The following is an 18,319-nucleotide window of genomic DNA, read 5'->3' as shown; positions in this document are numbered from 1 at the left end:
TCTTGATGCAAAAAGACGCGGAACAGCAGGTTACCGATTTTCTCGATGTTCTGCGATTTCAGCAGCGGGTATCCCCACATACTTTGGCCAATTATTCACGCGACCTAGGGCAGCTAAAGCGATACTGCGACGTTCATGGCATACCGTGCTGGGACGCTTTAATCCCTCGGCATGTTCGGGACCATATCGCTTCCCGTCATATCGAGGGGCTGAGCAGCCGGAGCCTTCAACGAGAACTGTCGGCGATCCGCAGCTTCCTCAATTTTTTGGTGAAACGACGCCAAGTTCCGGACAACGTCGCACGCGGAATACGTCCTCCCAAATCGCCGCGGAAACTGCCGGCGCTATTGGATGCCGATCAAATGACGGGGCTCTTGGAAGGTGAGCAAGATGACGAACTGGAGATTCGCGATGTGGCCATGTGGGAGCTTTTCTACTCCTCGGGCCTACGATTGAGCGAACTGGTTTCGCTCGAAATTCAAGATCTGGATTTGAACGCTGGATCCATGCTGGTTAGGCACGGTAAGGGACAGAAGTCTCGCATCCTACCGGTCGGTCAATGCGCTTGCCAAGCCATCGAGCGCTGGCTGGTCTTGCGATCTCGCTACGCGCACGCCGGAGAGAAGGCGTTGTTCGTCAGCAAGAGAGGGAACCGAATCGCCGGTCGAACGGTTCAGTTGCGCCTTGAACGCTGGCAACGCAAGCTGGGCTTGCCTGAACACGTGCATCCGCACATGCTCAGACATTCGTTCGCGAGCCACATACTGGAGTCCAGCGGAGACTTGCGGGCCGTGCAGGAATTACTTGGACATGCCAATCTCAGTACCACGCAGATATACACCCATCTCGATTTTCAGCATTTGGCGGCCGTATACGATCAGTCACATCCTCGTGCGAAAAGGCGGCGTCCGGGTTCTTCTGTGACTTAAGCAGAACCTTTACGCTATAATGGTTTGATTCGGGGAACCGCTAAAGGGCTTTATTCATGTCAGTGCCAGAACAAACCGAAAGTCGGCCGGAATCACTCGGTTCGCGAATTAAGGGAGTATTCACCCCCAAAACGACGACCGAAAAAGGGCTCATTTGGGTAATCGGTGCGTTAGCGGTTGTGGTCGTGCTGATTTTCGTCGCCGTTTCATGGTACTGGAGTAAAGAACCCAGTAAGTTCGACGTACTCGAAATAGCCGCAAGGCACGGGAATGTCAAGAATCCAAAAGAATTGCCTCTCGGATACACGTATGCCTCCGCTCTTGTGCAAATCGGGGACACGTTGCTAAGGAAACCGGGCGGTCTTTTGGTTAACGACGTCTTTCCACCCGGGGTTTTGTTGGACAACATTCCTTCCTGGGAGTACGGCGCTCTTACGGCGTTGCGCGACGCGACCACGGCACTCCGTAACCATATCGCACGGGCTCAAACCCAGTCACGAGAAGATCCGGATCTGGCAAGAGCCGAGCCTTTTTTCTATTTCGATCACAAATCGTGGCAGCTGCCTTCATCCGAGTCGGAATACGAAAAAGGAATCGAGGCACTTGAAAGTTACCGCTTGCGTTTGATGAAACGTGACGCGAACTTTTATTCCCGTGCCGACAATCTGCGCCAATATTTAGAGGTGTTGGAAAAACGGTTGGGTAGCCTTTCCAACCGTTTAAGTGCCAGTGCGGGCGACACCAGGCAAGTCAGTGCCGATGAGCGTCGTACCGTCGTCACCAGGACGCCTTGGCTGATTATCGACGACGTTTTCTTCGAAGCACGCGGCTATACTTGGGCGGCGATGCATATTCTCAAAGCCATCGAGTTCGATTTCAGGGACATTCTCGGCAATAAAACCGCTTCGGTGACGCTGCAGCAAATTACTCATGAACTCGAGGATGGCCAAGCCACATATTTGAGCCCGGTCATTCTAAACGGTGGCGGTTTTGGCTTATTCGCCAATTATTCACTCACTTTGGCTAACTACATTGCTAGAGCCAACGCCGCGACTATCGACTTGCGCAGTCTCCTCCAGCAAGGATAATTGTCGTTTTGGACTCGGTCACGCTTCCACGCGGCACAGTAAAGGCCTTGCGGCTAATCGATCGACGATACCCCTCAAAAAATGCCTGAACATCCGAACGCGTAAGAGCCCCAAGTTACAGGCAGTTTTCGACACCCGCTATGGTCTTTGCGATGGCGGAAGCTTTTCAATGAGCTTTAGATAGCGCTCATAGCGAGCATAGGGCAGGGCGCCGGTCTCCGCTGCTTCCCGCACGGCGCAGCCTTTATCATTGATATGCCTGCAATCGTTGAACCGGCAACGGGGTATCCACGGACGAAACTCCCGAAAGCCCGATGCCAGGTCACGAATGCTCATTTCAGCCAGACCGAAGACCGAGACTCCCGGACTATCGATGAGGTCTCCCCCATCTGGAAGATGGTAAAGGGTTGCCGTGGTCGTCGTGTGCCGACCCAAACTCGTCTTTTCCGAAAGCGTTCGTGTCTGGAGTTGCTTATCCGGTAATAGCGCATTCGTGAGCGATGATTTGCCTACGCCCGATTGTCCGACCAGCATGCTGCATTGTCCGATAAGCTCTTTTCGCAACTCGGAGAGCCTTTCGCCGGTCCTGACGCTGACTAGAAAGGAGTCATAGCCGATTCCGTGATAATCAGCCAATAAGCCTTCCCCCACCGCCTGGCTCGGGAGTAGGTCGACTTTATTGAAGATAATTGCTGCGCGGAGATCTCGGCGCTCGCAAGCGGCCAGATATTGATCGACCAATAACCAATCGGGTTCCGGTTCGGCGGCAACGACCACGAAAACCCGATCGAGATTGGCGGCCACCGGACGTATGGTTTCGTTATGGCCAGGGCGGGTCAGTACGTTTCGGCGGGGTAGAATTTCCACAACCCGCCCTAGATTCCCTTCGCTCGGCTCCCACAACACACGATCTCCCACTGTGGCGAAGCCCAGGCGCCTCCGGGTGTGGCAAAGGATTATGTCACCCGGTGATCCTTCGACGGCCAAGCCTTGGCCTAGGTGAGCGATCACGAGCCCCTCACGGAACGGAGAGCCCGGAGCAGCAGATTTTGACGTAACGGTTCTGCTATTCCGCCCTCTATTCATCTGCAGTCTTATGAAGACTTGGCCGACAAGTTAGCGATACGAATCGACGCGGGGGGATGGCTGTAATGGAAGGCAGAATACAAGGGGTCCGGCGTCAAGGTACTGGCGTTGTCGCGATAGAGCTTGACGAGGGCATTGATGAGATAGATCGGCCTGGTGTAATAAGCCGCGAAGTCGTCTGCTTCGAACTCATGGCGTCGTTGAAAATAAGCGATGATCGGTTGCAAAAACGTGGCGAATACCGGTGCGATCAGCATAAATAGAAGAAGCGCAAGAGCATTCGATTGGCTGCTTACCCCAAGGCCACTGTAAAACCAGTCCTGTCCACTTAGCCACCCCAGCAGGGCGAAGCCGGTAAGTGTAATCAGCGCGCTCGCAACAAGCATTTTCAATACGTGCTTACGCCGAAAATGGCCTAACTCGTGAGCCAATACCGCCTCCAACTCATCATGATTTAGAGAATTGATCAGGGTGTCGAAGAAAACGATACGCTTGCTGTCTCCAATTCCAGTGAAATAGGCGTTTCCATGCCCGGACCGACGTGAGCCGTCCATTACAAAGATACCCTTGCTTTGAAAGCCGCACCGGTCCAGCAAAGTTTCGATGCGCTTTTTCAGCGTCTCATCTTCGAGCGGCGTGAACTTGTTAAACAAAGGTGCGATGAAAGTAGGAAAGGCCCAACTCATCAGAATGGAAAACCCCATCACGATCGACCACGCCAAGAGCCACCAATAATTTCCCACGCTCTGCATGATCCACAGTATCAAAGCGAGCAAAGGTCCGCCGATAGCCAAACTCAACCCGGTTTGGAGCAATAGATCGGTGATGAACTGTTTGGGCGTATTGCGGTTAAAGCCGTAGCGCTCCTCGATCACGAAAGTTTGATAGAGGCTTATGGGCAGCTCGAACAGGTTGATCAAAAGCATCGTCGAGAGAATCACGGCGATCCCCGTAACGAGGGGGGACAACTCGAAGCCTGCCCAAAATCGATTCACGACGTCGATGCCGCCACCGAGTGTAAACAGCAACAAGATCACCAAGCCGACTATTCGATCGACGTTTGCCAAGCGCGCTTTATCTATCGTGTAATCTGCCGCTTTCCGATGCGCCTCTAGCGAAATGGTGTCTTTGAACGCGTCGGGAACCGCATCCCTATGAGTGCGGACGTAAGCCAACTGCCGATGCGACAGCCACCACTCGATAGCAAAGGCAAGGGCGAGCGTCACGAGAAATAGGACAGTGAACATGTTCATCGGATTAGGGGCTTGGTTTCTCTATATCGGCTTTACAGCTTAGCCTTTGGTAAAATCCCTGACAAGATTTCTCGGTTAATGACTCCCTTAGCTCGCCGTTTTCACGCGGAGCTTAGAGCATAACTGCGATGAGTCCCATCACCATCATTCCCTCCATAATAAAGGAACGTTCATGGCACAAGATTCACAAAACCTCATCTGGGTAGACTTGGAGATGACCGGCCTCGACACTCAAACTGACCATATTATCGAGATTGCGACGGTGGTGACCGACAAAGATTTGAATGTTTTGGCTGAGGGGCCGGTATTGGCGATTTTTCAAAGCGATGAAGCGCTTGCTCGCATGGACGATTGGAACAAGAAACACCATGGGGAATCCGGATTAATCGATCGGGTCCGGGAGAGCCGCACGGCCGAATCGGATGCCGAAAAGCTTACGCTCTCATTTCTGCAACAGTGGGTACCCGCCGGAGCATCGCCGATGTGCGGCAACAGTATCTGTCAGGACCGGCGGTTCCTCGCACGATGGATGCCGGAATTGGAAGCTTATTTCCATTATCGTAATCTCGATGTATCGACTCTGAAGGAGTTGGCGGGGCGCTGGGCACCACATCTCAAAGAAGGATTTAGAAAAAAGAATTCGCATCGGGCTCTCGACGATATTTTGGAATCGATTGCAGAACTCCAATACTACCGGAAATACCTCTTTAAGCTTTGAGGCATATTCCCCGCCGTTGGATTTACAAATGCTTGTGCCGAGAAAAACCTCTTCACGAATTATTCAATGCACCTACGAGACCCATTTTCTTTGAGAGAAACGCTCCGATCTCGCATTCCATTGCCCGGAGATACTCGCGAAGGGTGTCACGCGACGGTGATGCCACCAGAGCGGTTTCTAATTCGCTAGCTGCCTTTCTGATGCCAAACAAACCACAGAAGCTCGCTGATCCGTTGATCTTGTGGGTAATTTCTCTGGCTTGACGGTAATTATCATCACAGAGTGCTTTTTCCACGTCGGCTAGCTGTTCAGGCAGTTCTTGAGCCAGTCTAAGCATTAGTTTTTCGGCTAGTGCCCGGTTACCACCGGTTTTTTCGATGATCGCATCGAGATAAAGATCATACGAATCGGCAGAGGGTAGGGTGGTGCGAGGTGATGGGCCTGCACTGACGCCCAGCCAGGTGTCGATGACTCTCAAAAGCTGGTCTTCCAAGATGGGTTTGATCAGACAGTCGCAAAATCCAGCTTCGAGAATCTCCTTTCGCTGTTGAGGAAGCGCATGGGCGGTAACTGCGATTATCGGCGTATTTCGATTAAAAAACTCAGCGTCCATCCGAATGGCTTGTATTACGTCGAAGCCACTTACTCCCGGCATGCGCAGATCGAGAAAAATCAAGTCGAAATAGTGTGTCCGGATTTTCTCGACTGCCTTGATGCCGCTGCCTGCTTCGATGACATGCGCGCCCAAATCGGAAAGCTGCGTTGTCAGGAGAATGCGGTTGATCTCATTATCATCGACAACCAGGAAGTTCTTTTGGCGGAACACCCCAAGGCCCTTCGCGTAGATTTATGACAGGATAATCAAAGCAGGGTTCAAGAATAAGTTAGCCGGTCGAATGAGTTCTGGCAGACGGATCGAAAATCGATGTATTGAATTAAAAGCGCCGAGATAATCTGGCGAAATTATTTTCGCGGCTTACCGAACACCTACAAACCGAGAATGATCGCGACCATAAGGAGGGTCATGAAAACGCCTATAGTCGTGAGAATCGCCCCTTGAACCTTCTTCGCCTCATCCATCAGGCCCATTATCCCAAAGACGAGGCCAACCGGAGGCACAAACAAGGTGGCAACAATCAAACCGCTCATCATCAAGAGATTCCAAGGCTCGCCTGCCACGGTTTTGCCTTCGACGTCTCCGACGCTGTCGACCGGATGGCCACACCCCGTACAAACCACTGCTTTGTCTTTAATCTCTTTTCCGCAATGTTGACAATACATACATGCCCCAGAACTTGTCTTTATGTCTACCTGTCAAAAAGCGCCTTTAACTTCTTTAAGGCGTCTGCTTTATCGAGAATTATGGAATCGAGAGAATAGCTCAATGCTCAGTTGCTGACCATATCATTCCGGCCACAGTTCCCTTTATTACTTCGAGATTTTCATCAGCAACTGAGAAACGTGATGGCCAATTGGCACCGTCAGCTTAGGAAAAAGGCGGCGGTTCAGGGCTGATAGAGTGCACAATTTTCGCTTATTGTGTGAGAATAACGGACTTAACAAAGTCTGACACGGAGATATCGTCCCGGCACGTGCCGTCCTGGAGAATGACCTGCCGCTTTGTTGAATCCTGATGTCTAACAGTTTGGCGCGCGTGGCGCTCGACAATTCGAAATCGATTGAGAGGAATAAGAGGCAATGAGCAAAAGAGTATTAAAAACCGTAATGGGAGCCGCTGTCGTAACATCCTTGTCCGCTGTCGCTAATGCGTCCGAAAACCCATTTGGAATTAAAGACTTGGATAGTGGCTATCTGCAGGTGGCAGAGGCCGGCAAGGAGCAAAAAGAAATGGTATGCGGCGAGGGGAAATGCGGCGGGCAAATGATGAAATCCCAGGAAATGAATTGCGGCGCCATGAAAAAACAAAGCCAGGAGCAGGAGAAAAAAGCAATGGAAGGCAAATGTGCAGGTATGAAAACGGATCAAGCGCAGCCTCCCAGCACGGAAACGAAACCACAATAAGCGACTTCGTGTTGCCACCCTCCGGGGAACATGAAGAATTTCGCCATCCAAGGCGCCGGGCTCGGTCTTAGGCGGGCCTTCATTGGCCCGCTTACCGAGCATCCGCCGGAATCGGTCGATTTTTACGAAATCGCACCGGAAAATTGGATGAGAATAGGGGGGAAGCTCGGAAAACAGCTACGAACCTTAACCGAGCGGTTTCCCTTCGTCTGTCACGGATTATCCCTGTCGCTGGGTGGTCCTGCGCCGCTTGACGAAGAATTTCTCACCGAGCTCAAGACTTTCCTCGACCGGCATCATATTCGCCTGTACAGCGAACATCTGAGTTACTGTGGAGATGACGGCCATCTGTACGACCTCATGCCGATTCCATTTACGGAAGAAGCGGTCAAATACACAGCTGAGCGCATCATCAGAACTCAAGAGATTCTCGAGCGGCGGATAGCGATCGAAAACATTTCCTATTACGCCGCACCGGGCAAAGAGCTCGAAGAAATCGATTTCCTCAACGCGGTGCTTGAAGAAGCTGACTGCGACCTGCTGCTCGACATCAATAATATTTATGTCAACAGCGTTAACCACGGCTACGATGCGGAAGCGTTTTTGAGCGCGATACCGGCGCATCGCATCGCCTATGCCCATGTAGCGGGACACTACGTCGAGGCGGTTGATTTTCTGGTCGACACCCATGGCGCGACGGTTATAGATCCGGTTTGGCGATTGCTGAGCATGGCTTATGAAAAATTCGGCGTGTTTCCGACTCTTTTAGAGCGGGATTTCAACATTCCTCCTTTATCCGAACTTCTTTCTGAAGTTCAACGGATTCGAGCGCTTCAGACGGCTGCATCGTCGCAACCTGTTCGGCGTTATGGCTAAAGAGATCGCTCCATTCCAACAGATACAATATGCGTTTGCCGCATATATTCGTGAACCACATCAAAATCCACCTCCGTGCGGACCCGCGCCGGAACGGATGAAGGTTTACCGAGAACTGTTCTTCAACAACATCGAGAACTTTCTAGCAACCGGTTTTCCGGTGCTTAAGAGTATCTTGAGCAAGACTGATTGGCTTGCTTTAGTTCAGGCGTTCTATGCAAGGCATCGAAGTAAAACGCCGTACTTTGCCGAAATAGCCGAAGAATTTCTGGATCATCTCCAGAATGAATACATAAGCCGCCCTAGCGATCCGCCATATTTGTTGGAACTCGCGCATTACGAGTGGACCGAGTTGGCTTTAGTCATCGCTGAAGGCGAGGTGCCACAAGGAAATATCGACTCGGCTGATGACCCGCTGGAGCAAACGTTTTACCTGTCGGAACTTGCCTGGCCTTTGGTTTACCAATTTCCCGTACACAAAATCGGCCCGGGGCAGCAGCCGAGCGAACCACCGGACCAGCCCACTTGTCTTGCCGTGTATCGCGACCGTGCCGATAAGGTGAAATTCTTGGAAATTAGCCCCGTAACGTGCCGGCTCCTGCAGATTCTTCAACAAGAAGAAGAGATGCGGGGGATCGATTGCCTCTTCAAGTTGGCAGCGGAAATCGGGCATCCAGATCCTCAAGCTTTAGCCTGCCATGGCGCTGAGATCCTGCGATCGCTTGCGGAGCGTGGCGTCATCGGGATTTGCCGATAACGAACGCCCACTCGATTTGCGGGGGAGTTCCGCGCTTCGAGCATCCAAGCTGTCCCTCTCACTAAAAAACGTTTTAACCGGCGCCTCCTCCGCTCCCGATCGGATTTTTCCTGGCATTGGAGTTTCTCCGATTTTCTTGCTGTCACAACAAGGCTTCACGCTCCGAGTTCTACTGCTCGGGCTGGATATCGGCGCATTTCGTCTCTTCCTGTCCGACGTCGCAACTGCGGTAAACGATAGGTGTTACGTAATGAAAAATATTTGAAATTAGTCGTTACGTAACTATAATAGAACTGCCTCCGCTAAATGCCGTTAGTAACGAGAAATGAAAGACCAGACTGATAAGCAGCCCGTTAAAAGTGCCCCCTTGCAACGTCGACGGGGGCGTCCTTCAACTGGTCAAGCAAAAACCAATGCGCAGCGACAGGCGGAATGGCGAGCCAAGAGGCAGGCCGAATTACAGGCGTTACGTGACGAAAAAGGGAAGGGGACTGGTGGGCATGAAGTTGAGCGGATGAAAGCCGAGCTTGAGTCGGTGCAGCGGGAACTGATCCAGGTTCAAAGCGAGTTGGCGGATGTAATTAAGCTGTTGAATGATGCGGGACTTGAGATTTCCAACCTGAAGTCGAATCGTTACGTAACTCAAAATTAACGGCCGATCGTTGGTTATGACGAACTTCCGTTGGTGACCAAGAATTTACTCCATGACGGGATCGATTGGCGCGCTTGGTCAGTTTCCTCTGTCGGTTCAGTTGATTTCGTATGGAATCTGGTCAGAAAGACCTGGCCGACGATGTTCCATGGACTAAAGATCCAACCGGCGACGAGATTTACATCTACGTGGAGTTGGAACCCGCCGACAAGTCCGACCGAAAATGTTTGAAGAGCCGTCTCCCAGCCCCGCCTTTCCGATGAGCCGATAGGTGACGCTGCCTGCTACGGCTTACCCTTGTTTAGTATCGATCGCCCCGGATGCCCGTGAGCTATTTTTGAAGTACCTGTGCTTGTAACACGGGTACTTTCTGCCATGGGTGGCAGTTTTGACGTTTTTGATGACGGTTCCGGCGGGTCACGGCAGGTGTGACAATGAGGGATTTCTTTATTAATCATTAGCGATCATGAGCGAATACAGGAATATTAAATTTTCGCCCACACTCCTTCGTGACTACAGCCTTGCCGCGTTGGCTAATGCTAGGGAACTCGTTTCTGAGGCTTTGATCCTTTACAAACACGGTTGCTTCGCTAGAGCGTATTTTCTGGCTGTCGCGTCGATCGAAGAAACTGGGAAAGCCTTCCTAGCTTTCGACGGTCAGGGGCGAAATCTGTCAGACTCTGCTGTGGCATCCAAGTTGAAACGCACGATGGAGGATCATTCTCAAAAAATTACCTCGGCATTTAGCGCCTATCTTCTTGTCCATCCGAGTGCGCGTGAAGCTGTGATGCCTGCAATCAAAGTAATCGTTGATTTGAAGTATGGACGAGAGCCAGCCATGTACACAGATATTCGTCCTGATTCCTCAACGATACAAATCCCTGTTGCAGTGGTCCGCGAGAACGCAGCATTGGATTGCATCAAGTTGGCTACAGAGTGCCTGGCGCATACTCAGGTATATATTTCGGTGAAAACGCCGGAGGCGAAGACGCGTGCGGAAGATCAGGTGTTTGCGATGAAACCTCGAGAGTATCAAACGGTAATGAAGACGGAGGATTTTTGGTGGTACTACGTTGCGGAAATGGAGGCGGGGCGAAAGGACTGGGCGGAAGCTGTTGTTACCTATCAAGACAAGTACGCAAAGCGAGGTATTTTGTTTGAGAAGTCGAGCAAGGATTCTGGAGGGTCCGGGTCATGAGTAATAACCCGGACTTAGTGCCATGGGTGGCACTCTTGGCTTAAATCGGGAGTTTCGGTATTGGAAATTTGGAGAGTTCCGGCCTTTGTGTTATTCGCGCGCGTGTGCGAGACCGTGCGAAGCGTTGGAACGCGGTTGCGGCCAGTTCCCGGCCTTCCTTGATCCAGTTTCGCCGGCGTTGCCGATGTCGCCAGCGTTCCAGGTCGGCGGCTCGCCGCCGTTCCAGTTCGCTTTCGAGGTATGGATACGCCCGGATCATGCCCGGCGTGATGAAGGCCCGTCCTGGGCCGATGATGCGATCCTCAAGGATAGTGAAGCCTTCCCAGTCTTGCCCGATCCGGCTTAGGTCTTGGGCTATCAGCCGAAACAGTTTGATGATCGCGACGGGTGCGCCGGATCGTTCCCAGTTCTTCACGGTCCGGACCGGACACCCCCAGGAACGCGGCGGCCTTCTTGGGGCACCGGAAACCCGTCTTAGCGCGCACACAATAAAACTCGTTCATGTTGTCCTCTCGTTGTTATTGTTTGAAGGACGAACGACCGTAACCAGCGGAACCGCCGGTGTAAGTGACGGATTACCATTAAGCTAATTACGCATAATGTATATTATGTTAAATCAGAAGCCACGGGCTAAATACATAGTGTTGAAAGCGGCTCCCATTTCTGAACCGCTTCCAACAAACAGATCGATCGACACTGCTATCGCGTGCCTCGATGACTAATGCCGTTTACTAAATTAAGACTCAAACGTTGAAGCGGAAATGAACTACATCACCATCGTGCATGACGTAGTCCTTTCCCTCGAGGCGCCACTTTCCAGCATCTTTGGCGCCTTGTTCGCCTCGATGGCCGATGAAGTCATCGTATGCAATGACTTCGGCGCGAATGAAGCCGCGTTCGAAATCCGTGTGAATTACACCCGCAGCTTGGGGAGCCGTCGCTCCGATCGGGATGGTCCAAGCCCGTACCTCCTTAACTCCGGCCGTAAAGTAAGTCGCCAGGTTGAGCAGTCGATACGCGGCTCTAATGACACGGTTCAAGCCCGGTTCTTCCAATCCCATTTCCTTTAAAAAGTCTCCTTTCTCATCATCTTCCAGTTGCGCTATTTCAGCTTCGAAAGCTGCACAAACCGGCACGACCACAGCCCCCTCCTTTTCTGCGAAGGCGCGTACTTGGTCTAAGTAGGGATTATTTTCGAATCCATCCTCGCGTACATTGGCGATGTACATCGTCGGCTTCATCGTAAGAAGATGCAGGTCGCGAACAAACGCTCTGGCCTCTTCCTCCATCGGCAGAGTTCGTGCCGGTTGACCGGAATCGAGATGTTCCAGCAATTTCTCAATCAGCTGCTTCTTTGCTAAATCTTCCTTGCTTCCGGATTTCGCCGATTTCGATACACGCTGCAAAGCTTTATCGGCCGTAGCTAGATCAGCCAAAGTCAGCTCTGTGTTGATGATTTCGATATCCGAAATGGGGTCGACTTTTCCTGCCACATGCACAACATCTTCGTCTTCGAAGCAGCGGACGACATGGGCAATGGCATCGGTCTCTCGAATGTGCGCGAGGAATTGGTTTCCCAACCCCTCCCCTTTAGACGCGCCGGCTACCAGGCCTGCAATATCGACAAATTCGATGGTCGTCGGTACAACGCGCTCCGGCTTTACAATTTCGGCCAGTGCGTCCAATCGGGGATCCGGTACGGGAACCACGCCGACGTTTGGGTCGATGGTACAAAAAGGATAATTTTCCGCCGCAATGGCTGCTTTTGTCAGTGCATTAAACAAGGTGGATTTGCCGACGTTCGGCAAACCCACGATTCCGCAGTGAAGCGTCATACGTGAATAATTTATATAGAGTCTGTAGATTATTTAAGATTCGAGGCGATGGTATCGGTCTTCGAACCGAACGATATCGTCCTCGCCGAGATAACTTCCGGATTGTACTTCAATGATTTCCAAAGGAATTGTGCCCGGATTTTCAAGGCGATGCCTAATGCCGAGCGGGATATAAGTGGACTCGTTTTCGGTGAGAAGAAAGGTATCTTCACCGCGCGTCACTCGCGCCGTGCCTTTGACGACGATCCAATGTTCCGCGCGATGGTGATGCATCTGTAGCGAGAGAGTCGCGCCAGGCTTAATCGTAAGGCGTTTTACCTGATAACGAGAGCCGTTATCGATCGACTCATAATCACCCCAGGGTCTGTGAACTTTCGCGTGGAACACGTGCTCCGATCTATTGGCTTTCTTGAGATACTCCGTGATCGACTTAACATCCTGAGCTCTATCTTTGTGGGCAACTAAAACGGCATCCGTGGTTTCGATCACTACAACGTCTTCTATACCGACCGTGGCCAAAAAACGGTTCTGCGAATACAGCAACGAGTTTCTCGTGTCTTTGAGAAAGACATCGCCGATCGCGACGTTGCCGGAATCATCCGCAGGCTTCACTTCGCTGAGCGCCGGCCATGATCCAAGATCCGACCAACCCGCGTCCAGCGCCAACACGACGCCTCTAGGCCCCTCCTCCGCCGCGGTGTTCAGCTTTTCCATGACAGCGTAATCGATCGAGTCACTAGGACATTGTGCAAATGCGTCCTTGTCGACACGTATGAAATCACCGTCACGTTTGCTGGCCGACAATGCCGCCTTGCAAGAGTCAAAGATTGCAGGCTGGCAACGACTAATTTGGTCAAGCCAGATTCCGGCCCGCATGATAAATATCCCACTGTTCCAGAAATAGCGGCCGGACGCGAGATAATCGGCAGCCGTTTTGGCATCCGGTTTTTCCGTAAACCCATCTAGAACGAATACGCCCTGCTCAATGTCAGCCCCGCGCCGAATATAACCAAAGCCTGTTTCCGGCTTTTGAGCCACTATGCCGAACGTGACGATGTCACCTTTGGCAGCCAGTTCCACGGCTTTCGACATTCGCGCCTGAAATTCTGCGACATTTTCTACGTGATGATCGGAGGGTAATACCACCAAAACGGGATCGCACTCATCCTCTAAAGCGTACAAAGCTGCAAGAGTCACTGCCGGCGCGGTATTTTTTCCGATAGGCTCAAGAAGAATAGCGCTTCGGTCCAAGCCCATCTGTCTAAGCTGCTCTGCCACGATAAACCGGTGCATTTCGTTGCAGACGACCAAGGGCGACAGTAACTCTAACTGGCCCTCCTGAGCGCCCATGCTAATGACCCGATAAATCGTTTCCTGAAAGAGACTTTTATCTCCGACAAGCGGGAGAAATTGTTTTGGGTAAGCTTCCCGTGAAAATGGCCATAATCGAGTACCGGCCCCTCCAGATAAAACCACAGCCTGAACAGATATCTTCATGAGCTTTCCGTAAAAATCGTCTGATCAGTACAAGAGTATAAACGAGGCGGCTGAATCCTAGCCATCCCAGTTGCTCACAGGTGACTTGTACTTCCATTCGTCACGAAAGAGCGAGGCGGCAAACGATTGATTATCATTACATGGGTTATACTGAAAAAAGGTTATCCGGATAAACGCCTAAGCCCGTTCTCTCAATTCAGTTCAAAATCTTGGCACTTCGAAAAATTTTCAACGGACCCGAATTCGGTAGTACTGCCAGACCGAAATCATATCCGGCGCGTCTTTCGGCTGGGCAGGCTCGGGCTAGTTCCAAACCACGATCACCCTTCCTGAGCCTCTTTTGGAAAGGTTTTTTGTTTCTCAGCATCATGATCGTCGGAATTGGCAGCGCCTTCGCCATTCTGAATTATTTCTATCTCGAGTACCAATTTCAGGAGCAGCGCCAACTCGATAGACGTTTGCTAAGCAGACAAGTTCAAGACTTGCTGGACCGTTCGACTTCCCGTTTGCAGCAAATCGGCTCTTTGCTAGCCTCGGTCGGCGGCTTTGCTTCTGCTTTGACCGGAGAGGACTATGCGGGATTACGGCAAGCCGCTAACGTTTTCAACGATTTTCAGTACGATCTGGACATCGAGCGTCTTGCATTGTTTAAGCCGAATGCACAGCGATTCTGGCAATGGGGGGGTACTCCTGCGCCGGCGCAGGCGCCGCGTCCAGAAGAGCAAGCTACGGTTTTACAGGTATTCAAGGAAGAAAAGCCCTTGTCGTTGTTGTCGTGCGCCCAACATTGCACTCTAAACGCATACCAACCGGTTTTGTCCCAGGGACAGGTCGTTGGCGTGTTCAGTCTTACCCAATCTATCGCGCAGCTCGTAGTCGAACACCGCTCATTGACCGGTTCAGACCTGGGGATCTTGATCGCGAATGGCACGGAAGACAATGCCTACTCTATCCCTAAGTGGTCTATGAGGATAGCCGCCCTCACCCACTTGGACCTCCTCGCTCCATTTCTGAAGCAGCTGTCCGAGCGTTTACCTAATCCGGTTATGGCGAGTGAGGACATTCATACTTGGAAAGGACGCTACTATGCGATCGATGTCATGCCGTTGAAGAATCTGCTTCAAGCGGAAGGATCGGTTCTGATGATAAGCGACGTCACCGCTCAGGTGAGTCACATTAGGCGAGCTGCCCGTGACGGTATTTTGCTGAGCGGTTTGAGCCTCTTAACGGCTGAGCTGCTGTTGCTTCTACTAATGCGCCTGCCGATCCGTCAGCTTCGCCGGCTGGCCGACACTCTACCGATGTTGGCACAAGGCGCCTATAAGGAAGCTCGACAGCGGCTTGCCCATCGGGCATCCGGACTCAACGATGAAATCACGATTCTGAGTGCAACAGCATTGACTCTGTCCCACCAACTTGAGGAGCAAGCACAGGCAATAACGCACAAGACCACCGAACTGGCCGCCGAGCGCGATTTCGTTCAAGGGCTATTGGACACTGCGCAGGTCATTATCCTGACCCAAACAAGTCAAGGGCGAATTCTTACGGCTAACGACTTTGTCATACAGATTACCGGTTATAGCCAAAGCGACCTTAGCGGCAAGGATTTTCTTTCCTTAATTTTGGAAAGCAAAATCGGGGACGATTTGGAGCAGGCACTGCTCGGATTATGGAATGGGCAACGGAAACGTCTGCAGCACGAGGCGGAATTACTGTGTAAAGACGGGACGCGCCGCTTCGTGGTCTGGGTGCACACCCGGCTCCATGAAAATAACCCGGAGGGCATTGCGATTCTGTCGGTCGGTCTCGACGTTACGGATAGAGTCGAAGCGGAAAACCGTATGATTTGGCTCGCGAACCATGACCCGTTGACCGGCCTATATAATCGTCACCGTTTCCAACAGGAATTGGAGCGTCAATTTATCGAAGCGGATAGAAACAGCACGCGCGCCGCCATCCTTCTTTTTGATCTTGACCACTTCAAGGACATCAATGACACCAGCGGGCATCTCGCCGGTGACGCCCTACTTCGAAAAATCGCGCAGGAACTGAAAAATCGCGTGCGCAAGACTGATATCGCAGCGAGACTGGGAGGCGATGAGTTCGCCATTCTCATGCCTAGTCAGACCGCGGAAGGTGCATTGGCATTCGCCAATCTTCTGAATCAAAGACTCACCGAACAACCGCTCAAAATCCAGCAAAAAATCTTCCGGATTTCGGCAAGCATCGGTATCGCCATGATTCCCGAGCATGGAACCGTGATGGACGAGGTCATGGCGAATGCCGATCTCGCGATGTATCAAGCGAAAGATCGCGGTCGCGGCCGGGTCCATTTATTTTCTTATGACGATCAATCCAAGCAGCGTATCAGCGAACGGACGTTGTGGAAACAGGCCATCCAGGAAGCGCTTACGGCGCGCCGGCTCGTATTTCATTATCAACCGATTGCCGTCATCAAGGGGCGTGAAATCCGCTTTTTCGAATCATTAATACGTCTGAAACGGATTGACGGCTCATTGGTCGCGCCAGCAGAGTTTCTCGAATTCGCTCAGCTTACGGGTCTAATCAACGAAATCGACCGCTATGCCGTTGAAGCAAACATCCGATTGCTAACCGAATTTGCTGAACGGGCTCCCGCAGGAGCTGTCCATGTGAATCTTTCAGGCTCCGCGTTGACCAATCGCGATTGGACTGTGGCTTTAAAATCGGCCCTAAAAAACAATGTGTTAAAGCCCGAGCAATTAATCTTCGAGATCACCGAGACGGCCGCCATCGCCGACTTCGGTACAGCAAAAGAAATCATGGAAGATCTCGCCACTCTGGGCTTCCGTTTCGCGATAGACGACTTCGGCGCGGGGTTCGCTTCTTTCTCTTATTTGAGACATCTACCGGTGAAATTCGTGAAGATCGACAAGAGTTATGTGACCAACCTAATCGATAACCCGCAGGATCGAGCCTTCGTCTCGGCTATCACGACACTTGCCCATGGGAACGATATCGAGGTGATCGCCGAAGGCGTGGAGAACGAAGCTACTCTTGTTGCGCTCGGCGAGTTGGGCGTCGATATGGCACAGGGCTATTTTATCGGGCGCCCGGCACCGCTGGCGGGCGATTGAACTAAGGATTGCTGATCAACAAACCGAGTTGTTCGACTATTCGATCCACAGCTCCCTGATTCGACGAAACGAAGCGTTTCCCATTTTCGCCGACCTCGCTACGAAGACATTCGTCAGTTAGCAGGCGCCCTGTCCAAAGGGCTAACTCTTCAACGTTCTTCACTTCGATTCCTCCGCCGCTCTCTTTGAGCTTGCAAGCGATATCGGCGAAATTAAACATGTGTGGGCCGAACAAGACCGGCACCCCTGCAATGGCCGGTTCGAGCACATTGTGGCCACCGATGGGCGCCAAGCTGCCACCGACGAAGGCAACATCGGAAGCGGCGTAAAAAACGCGCAATTCCCCCAGTGTGTCGAGCAAGAAGACGTCGATGGATTCGTCACAAGGCTCACTCTCACTCCTGAGCCGGATCCCCAGGCCCATCTTTTCACACTCCGCAACGACATCGGCGATGCGGTGGGGATGTCGTGGCGCGAGCACCAGTAACAGTTCAGGGAATTGGCTACGAAGCCTGTCGAAAGCGCTTAGAATTTGGCTTTCTTCGCCGGGGTGTGTACTACCCGCGATAAAAATCGGGCGTTTACCGAAAAGCGTGTCTCGCAGAGCTTTGGCTCGATCTTGCGCTTCGGTCGGGAGTTCCGTGTCGAATTTGATGTTGCCGGTTACGGCAACGGAATTCGGATCAGCACCGATCGCCACGTATCGTCTGGCGTCCTCCGGTGTCTGAGCGGCGATCAACCGGACGTGAGATAAACTTTCGCGCGTTAGGGAACGAAGCTTGAGGTAACCGCGCGCCGACTTTTCGGATAGGCGACCGTTAACAATGGCGAGGGGTATGTCTCGCAGTCCGCAGACGCGATATAGATTCGGCCAGATTTCCGTCTCCAACACGACCGCGAGTATCGGACTGTAATGCCGGATAAACCGATTTACGCAATCGGGTAAGTCATAAGGCAAATAAACATGCTTTGCTGTTTCGCCTAAAACATCTTTTATTCGCGCGGAACCCGTCGGTGTTGTCGCCGTAACGAGTATGGTACTTGCCGGAAAACGATCTTTAACCGCACGAATCAGAGGAAACGCGGCTTCGGCCTCGCCGACGGAAACGGCGTGGAACCAAATCACGCCGGATTCCGGCTCGGAATCATAGACGGCCAGCCTTTCGAGCCAGCGCTGGGAGTAAGTTGACTCCTTACGGGCCCGCCAGAAGAGGCGCGCAAGGATGGCTGGCGCAAGGAAATAGAACAGCGCTGAGTAGATTAGCCTCACTAGGCTAGCAGGGGGCGAGGGT

At 52.1% G+C, this 18,319-nt stretch carries 17 protein-coding genes; 9 read left to right on the top strand and 8 right to left on the bottom strand.

The features are described from left to right. Positions 1 to 5 precede the first annotated feature (5 nt). Both xerC and B2A78_RS23925 read left to right on the top strand, forming a co-directional pair. On the top strand, positions 6 to 929 hold the full coding sequence (gene xerC, locus B2A78_RS23930; RefSeq protein ID WP_077732567.1) for a tyrosine recombinase XerC: 924 nt from the start codon (positions 6 to 8) through the stop codon (positions 927 to 929). Positions 930 to 985: 56 nt separating this feature from the next. Next, complete coding sequence (locus B2A78_RS23925) at positions 986 to 2,017, top strand: DUF2333 family protein (protein ID WP_077732566.1); 1,032 nt, start codon at positions 986 to 988, stop codon at positions 2,015 to 2,017. A gap of 138 nt (positions 2,018 to 2,155) precedes the next feature. On the opposite strand, the gene rsgA is transcribed toward B2A78_RS23925, so the two are convergent. Next, complete coding sequence (gene rsgA, locus B2A78_RS23920; RefSeq protein WP_077732565.1) at positions 2,156 to 3,103, bottom strand: ribosome small subunit-dependent GTPase A; 948 nt, start codon at positions 3,101 to 3,103, stop codon at positions 2,156 to 2,158. Between the two features lie 8 nt (positions 3,104 to 3,111). Then, entirely contained in the window at positions 3,112 to 4,356 is a 1,245-nt protein-coding gene (locus tag B2A78_RS23915) for a M48 family metallopeptidase (RefSeq protein ID WP_077732564.1), read from the bottom strand. A 172-nt stretch (positions 4,357 to 4,528) separates the two neighbouring features. Between B2A78_RS23915 and orn the strand changes: the two genes are divergently transcribed. Beyond that, positions 4,529 to 5,074 carry an oligoribonuclease gene (gene orn, locus B2A78_RS23910; protein ID WP_077732563.1) on the top strand — a complete coding sequence of 182 codons (546 nt, stop codon included), beginning with the start codon at positions 4,529 to 4,531 and terminating at the stop codon, positions 5,072 to 5,074. Positions 5,075 to 5,126: 52 nt separating this feature from the next. On the opposite strand, the gene B2A78_RS23905 is transcribed toward orn, so the two are convergent. Both B2A78_RS23905 and B2A78_RS23900 read right to left on the bottom strand, forming a co-directional pair. After that, positions 5,127 to 5,900, bottom strand: coding sequence for a response regulator (locus B2A78_RS23905; protein ID WP_077732562.1), 774 nt, complete (start codon positions 5,898 to 5,900; stop codon positions 5,127 to 5,129). 161 nt (positions 5,901 to 6,061) lie between these two features. Beyond that, positions 6,062 to 6,355: a zinc ribbon domain-containing protein gene (locus B2A78_RS23900; protein ID WP_077732561.1), complete on the bottom strand. Its 294-nt coding sequence runs from the start codon at positions 6,353 to 6,355 to the stop codon at positions 6,062 to 6,064. A gap of 417 nt (positions 6,356 to 6,772) precedes the next feature. On the opposite strand from B2A78_RS23900, the gene B2A78_RS23895 reads away from it, so the two are divergent. From B2A78_RS23895 to B2A78_RS23875, 5 genes are all read left to right on the top strand, one after another. Beyond that, positions 6,773 to 7,096 (top strand): hypothetical protein, encoded by a 324-nt coding sequence (locus B2A78_RS23895; RefSeq protein ID WP_077732560.1) that lies wholly within the window; start codon positions 6,773 to 6,775, stop codon positions 7,094 to 7,096. 30 nt (positions 7,097 to 7,126) lie between these two features. Next, the gene (locus B2A78_RS23890) at positions 7,127 to 7,972 is read left to right on the top strand and encodes a DUF692 domain-containing protein (RefSeq protein ID WP_077732559.1); all 846 of its coding nucleotides are present in this window, start codon (positions 7,127 to 7,129) and stop codon (positions 7,970 to 7,972) included. Beyond that, positions 7,965 to 8,729: a putative DNA-binding domain-containing protein gene (locus B2A78_RS23885; protein WP_077732558.1), complete on the top strand. Its 765-nt coding sequence runs from the start codon at positions 7,965 to 7,967 to the stop codon at positions 8,727 to 8,729. The genes B2A78_RS23890 and B2A78_RS23885 overlap by 8 nt, the downstream gene beginning before the upstream one ends. A gap of 325 nt (positions 8,730 to 9,054) precedes the next feature. Beyond that, on the top strand, positions 9,055 to 9,381 hold the full coding sequence (locus B2A78_RS23880; protein WP_077732557.1) for a hypothetical protein: 327 nt from the start codon (positions 9,055 to 9,057) through the stop codon (positions 9,379 to 9,381). Between the two features lie 466 nt (positions 9,382 to 9,847). Beyond that, positions 9,848 to 10,579, top strand: a complete 732-nt coding sequence (locus B2A78_RS23875) for an AbiV family abortive infection protein (protein ID WP_077732556.1) — start codon at positions 9,848 to 9,850, stop codon at positions 10,577 to 10,579. Between the two features lie 40 nt (positions 10,580 to 10,619). On the opposite strand, the gene B2A78_RS23870 is transcribed toward B2A78_RS23875, so the two are convergent. From B2A78_RS23870 to B2A78_RS23860, 3 genes are all read right to left on the bottom strand, one after another. Next, the gene (locus tag B2A78_RS23870; RefSeq protein WP_077732555.1) at positions 10,620 to 10,994 is read right to left on the bottom strand and encodes a hypothetical protein; all 375 of its coding nucleotides are present in this window, start codon (positions 10,992 to 10,994) and stop codon (positions 10,620 to 10,622) included. Between the two features lie 328 nt (positions 10,995 to 11,322). Further along, positions 11,323 to 12,414 carry a redox-regulated ATPase YchF gene (ychF, locus tag B2A78_RS23865; RefSeq protein ID WP_077732554.1) on the bottom strand — a complete coding sequence of 364 codons (1,092 nt, stop codon included), beginning with the start codon at positions 12,412 to 12,414 and terminating at the stop codon, positions 11,323 to 11,325. 33 nt (positions 12,415 to 12,447) lie between these two features. Beyond that, a complete protein-coding gene (locus tag B2A78_RS23860) occupies positions 12,448 to 13,911 on the bottom strand; it encodes a mannose-1-phosphate guanylyltransferase/mannose-6-phosphate isomerase (protein ID WP_143735301.1) in 1,464 nt (487 codons plus the stop codon). 353 nt (positions 13,912 to 14,264) lie between these two features. Here B2A78_RS23860 and B2A78_RS23855 point away from each other — a divergent pair, with 353 nt between their 5' ends. Next, the gene (locus tag B2A78_RS23855; RefSeq protein ID WP_077732553.1) at positions 14,265 to 17,027 is read left to right on the top strand and encodes an EAL domain-containing protein; all 2,763 of its coding nucleotides are present in this window, start codon (positions 14,265 to 14,267) and stop codon (positions 17,025 to 17,027) included. A gap of 1 nt (position 17,028) precedes the next feature. Here the strand turns inward: B2A78_RS23855 and waaA are convergent, their stop codons facing one another. Further along, positions 17,029 to 18,297 (bottom strand): lipid IV(A) 3-deoxy-D-manno-octulosonic acid transferase, encoded by a 1,269-nt coding sequence (waaA, locus tag B2A78_RS23850; RefSeq protein WP_077732552.1) that lies wholly within the window; start codon positions 18,295 to 18,297, stop codon positions 17,029 to 17,031. Positions 18,298 to 18,319 lie beyond the last annotated feature (22 nt).

This window comes from Methylocaldum sp. 14B (assembly GCF_002005105.1).
Lineage (GTDB): Bacteria > Pseudomonadota > Gammaproteobacteria > Methylococcales > Methylococcaceae > Methylocaldum.
The sequence above is the reverse complement of the archived record's forward strand: the minus strand, read 5'-3'. Positions and strand labels throughout refer to the sequence as shown.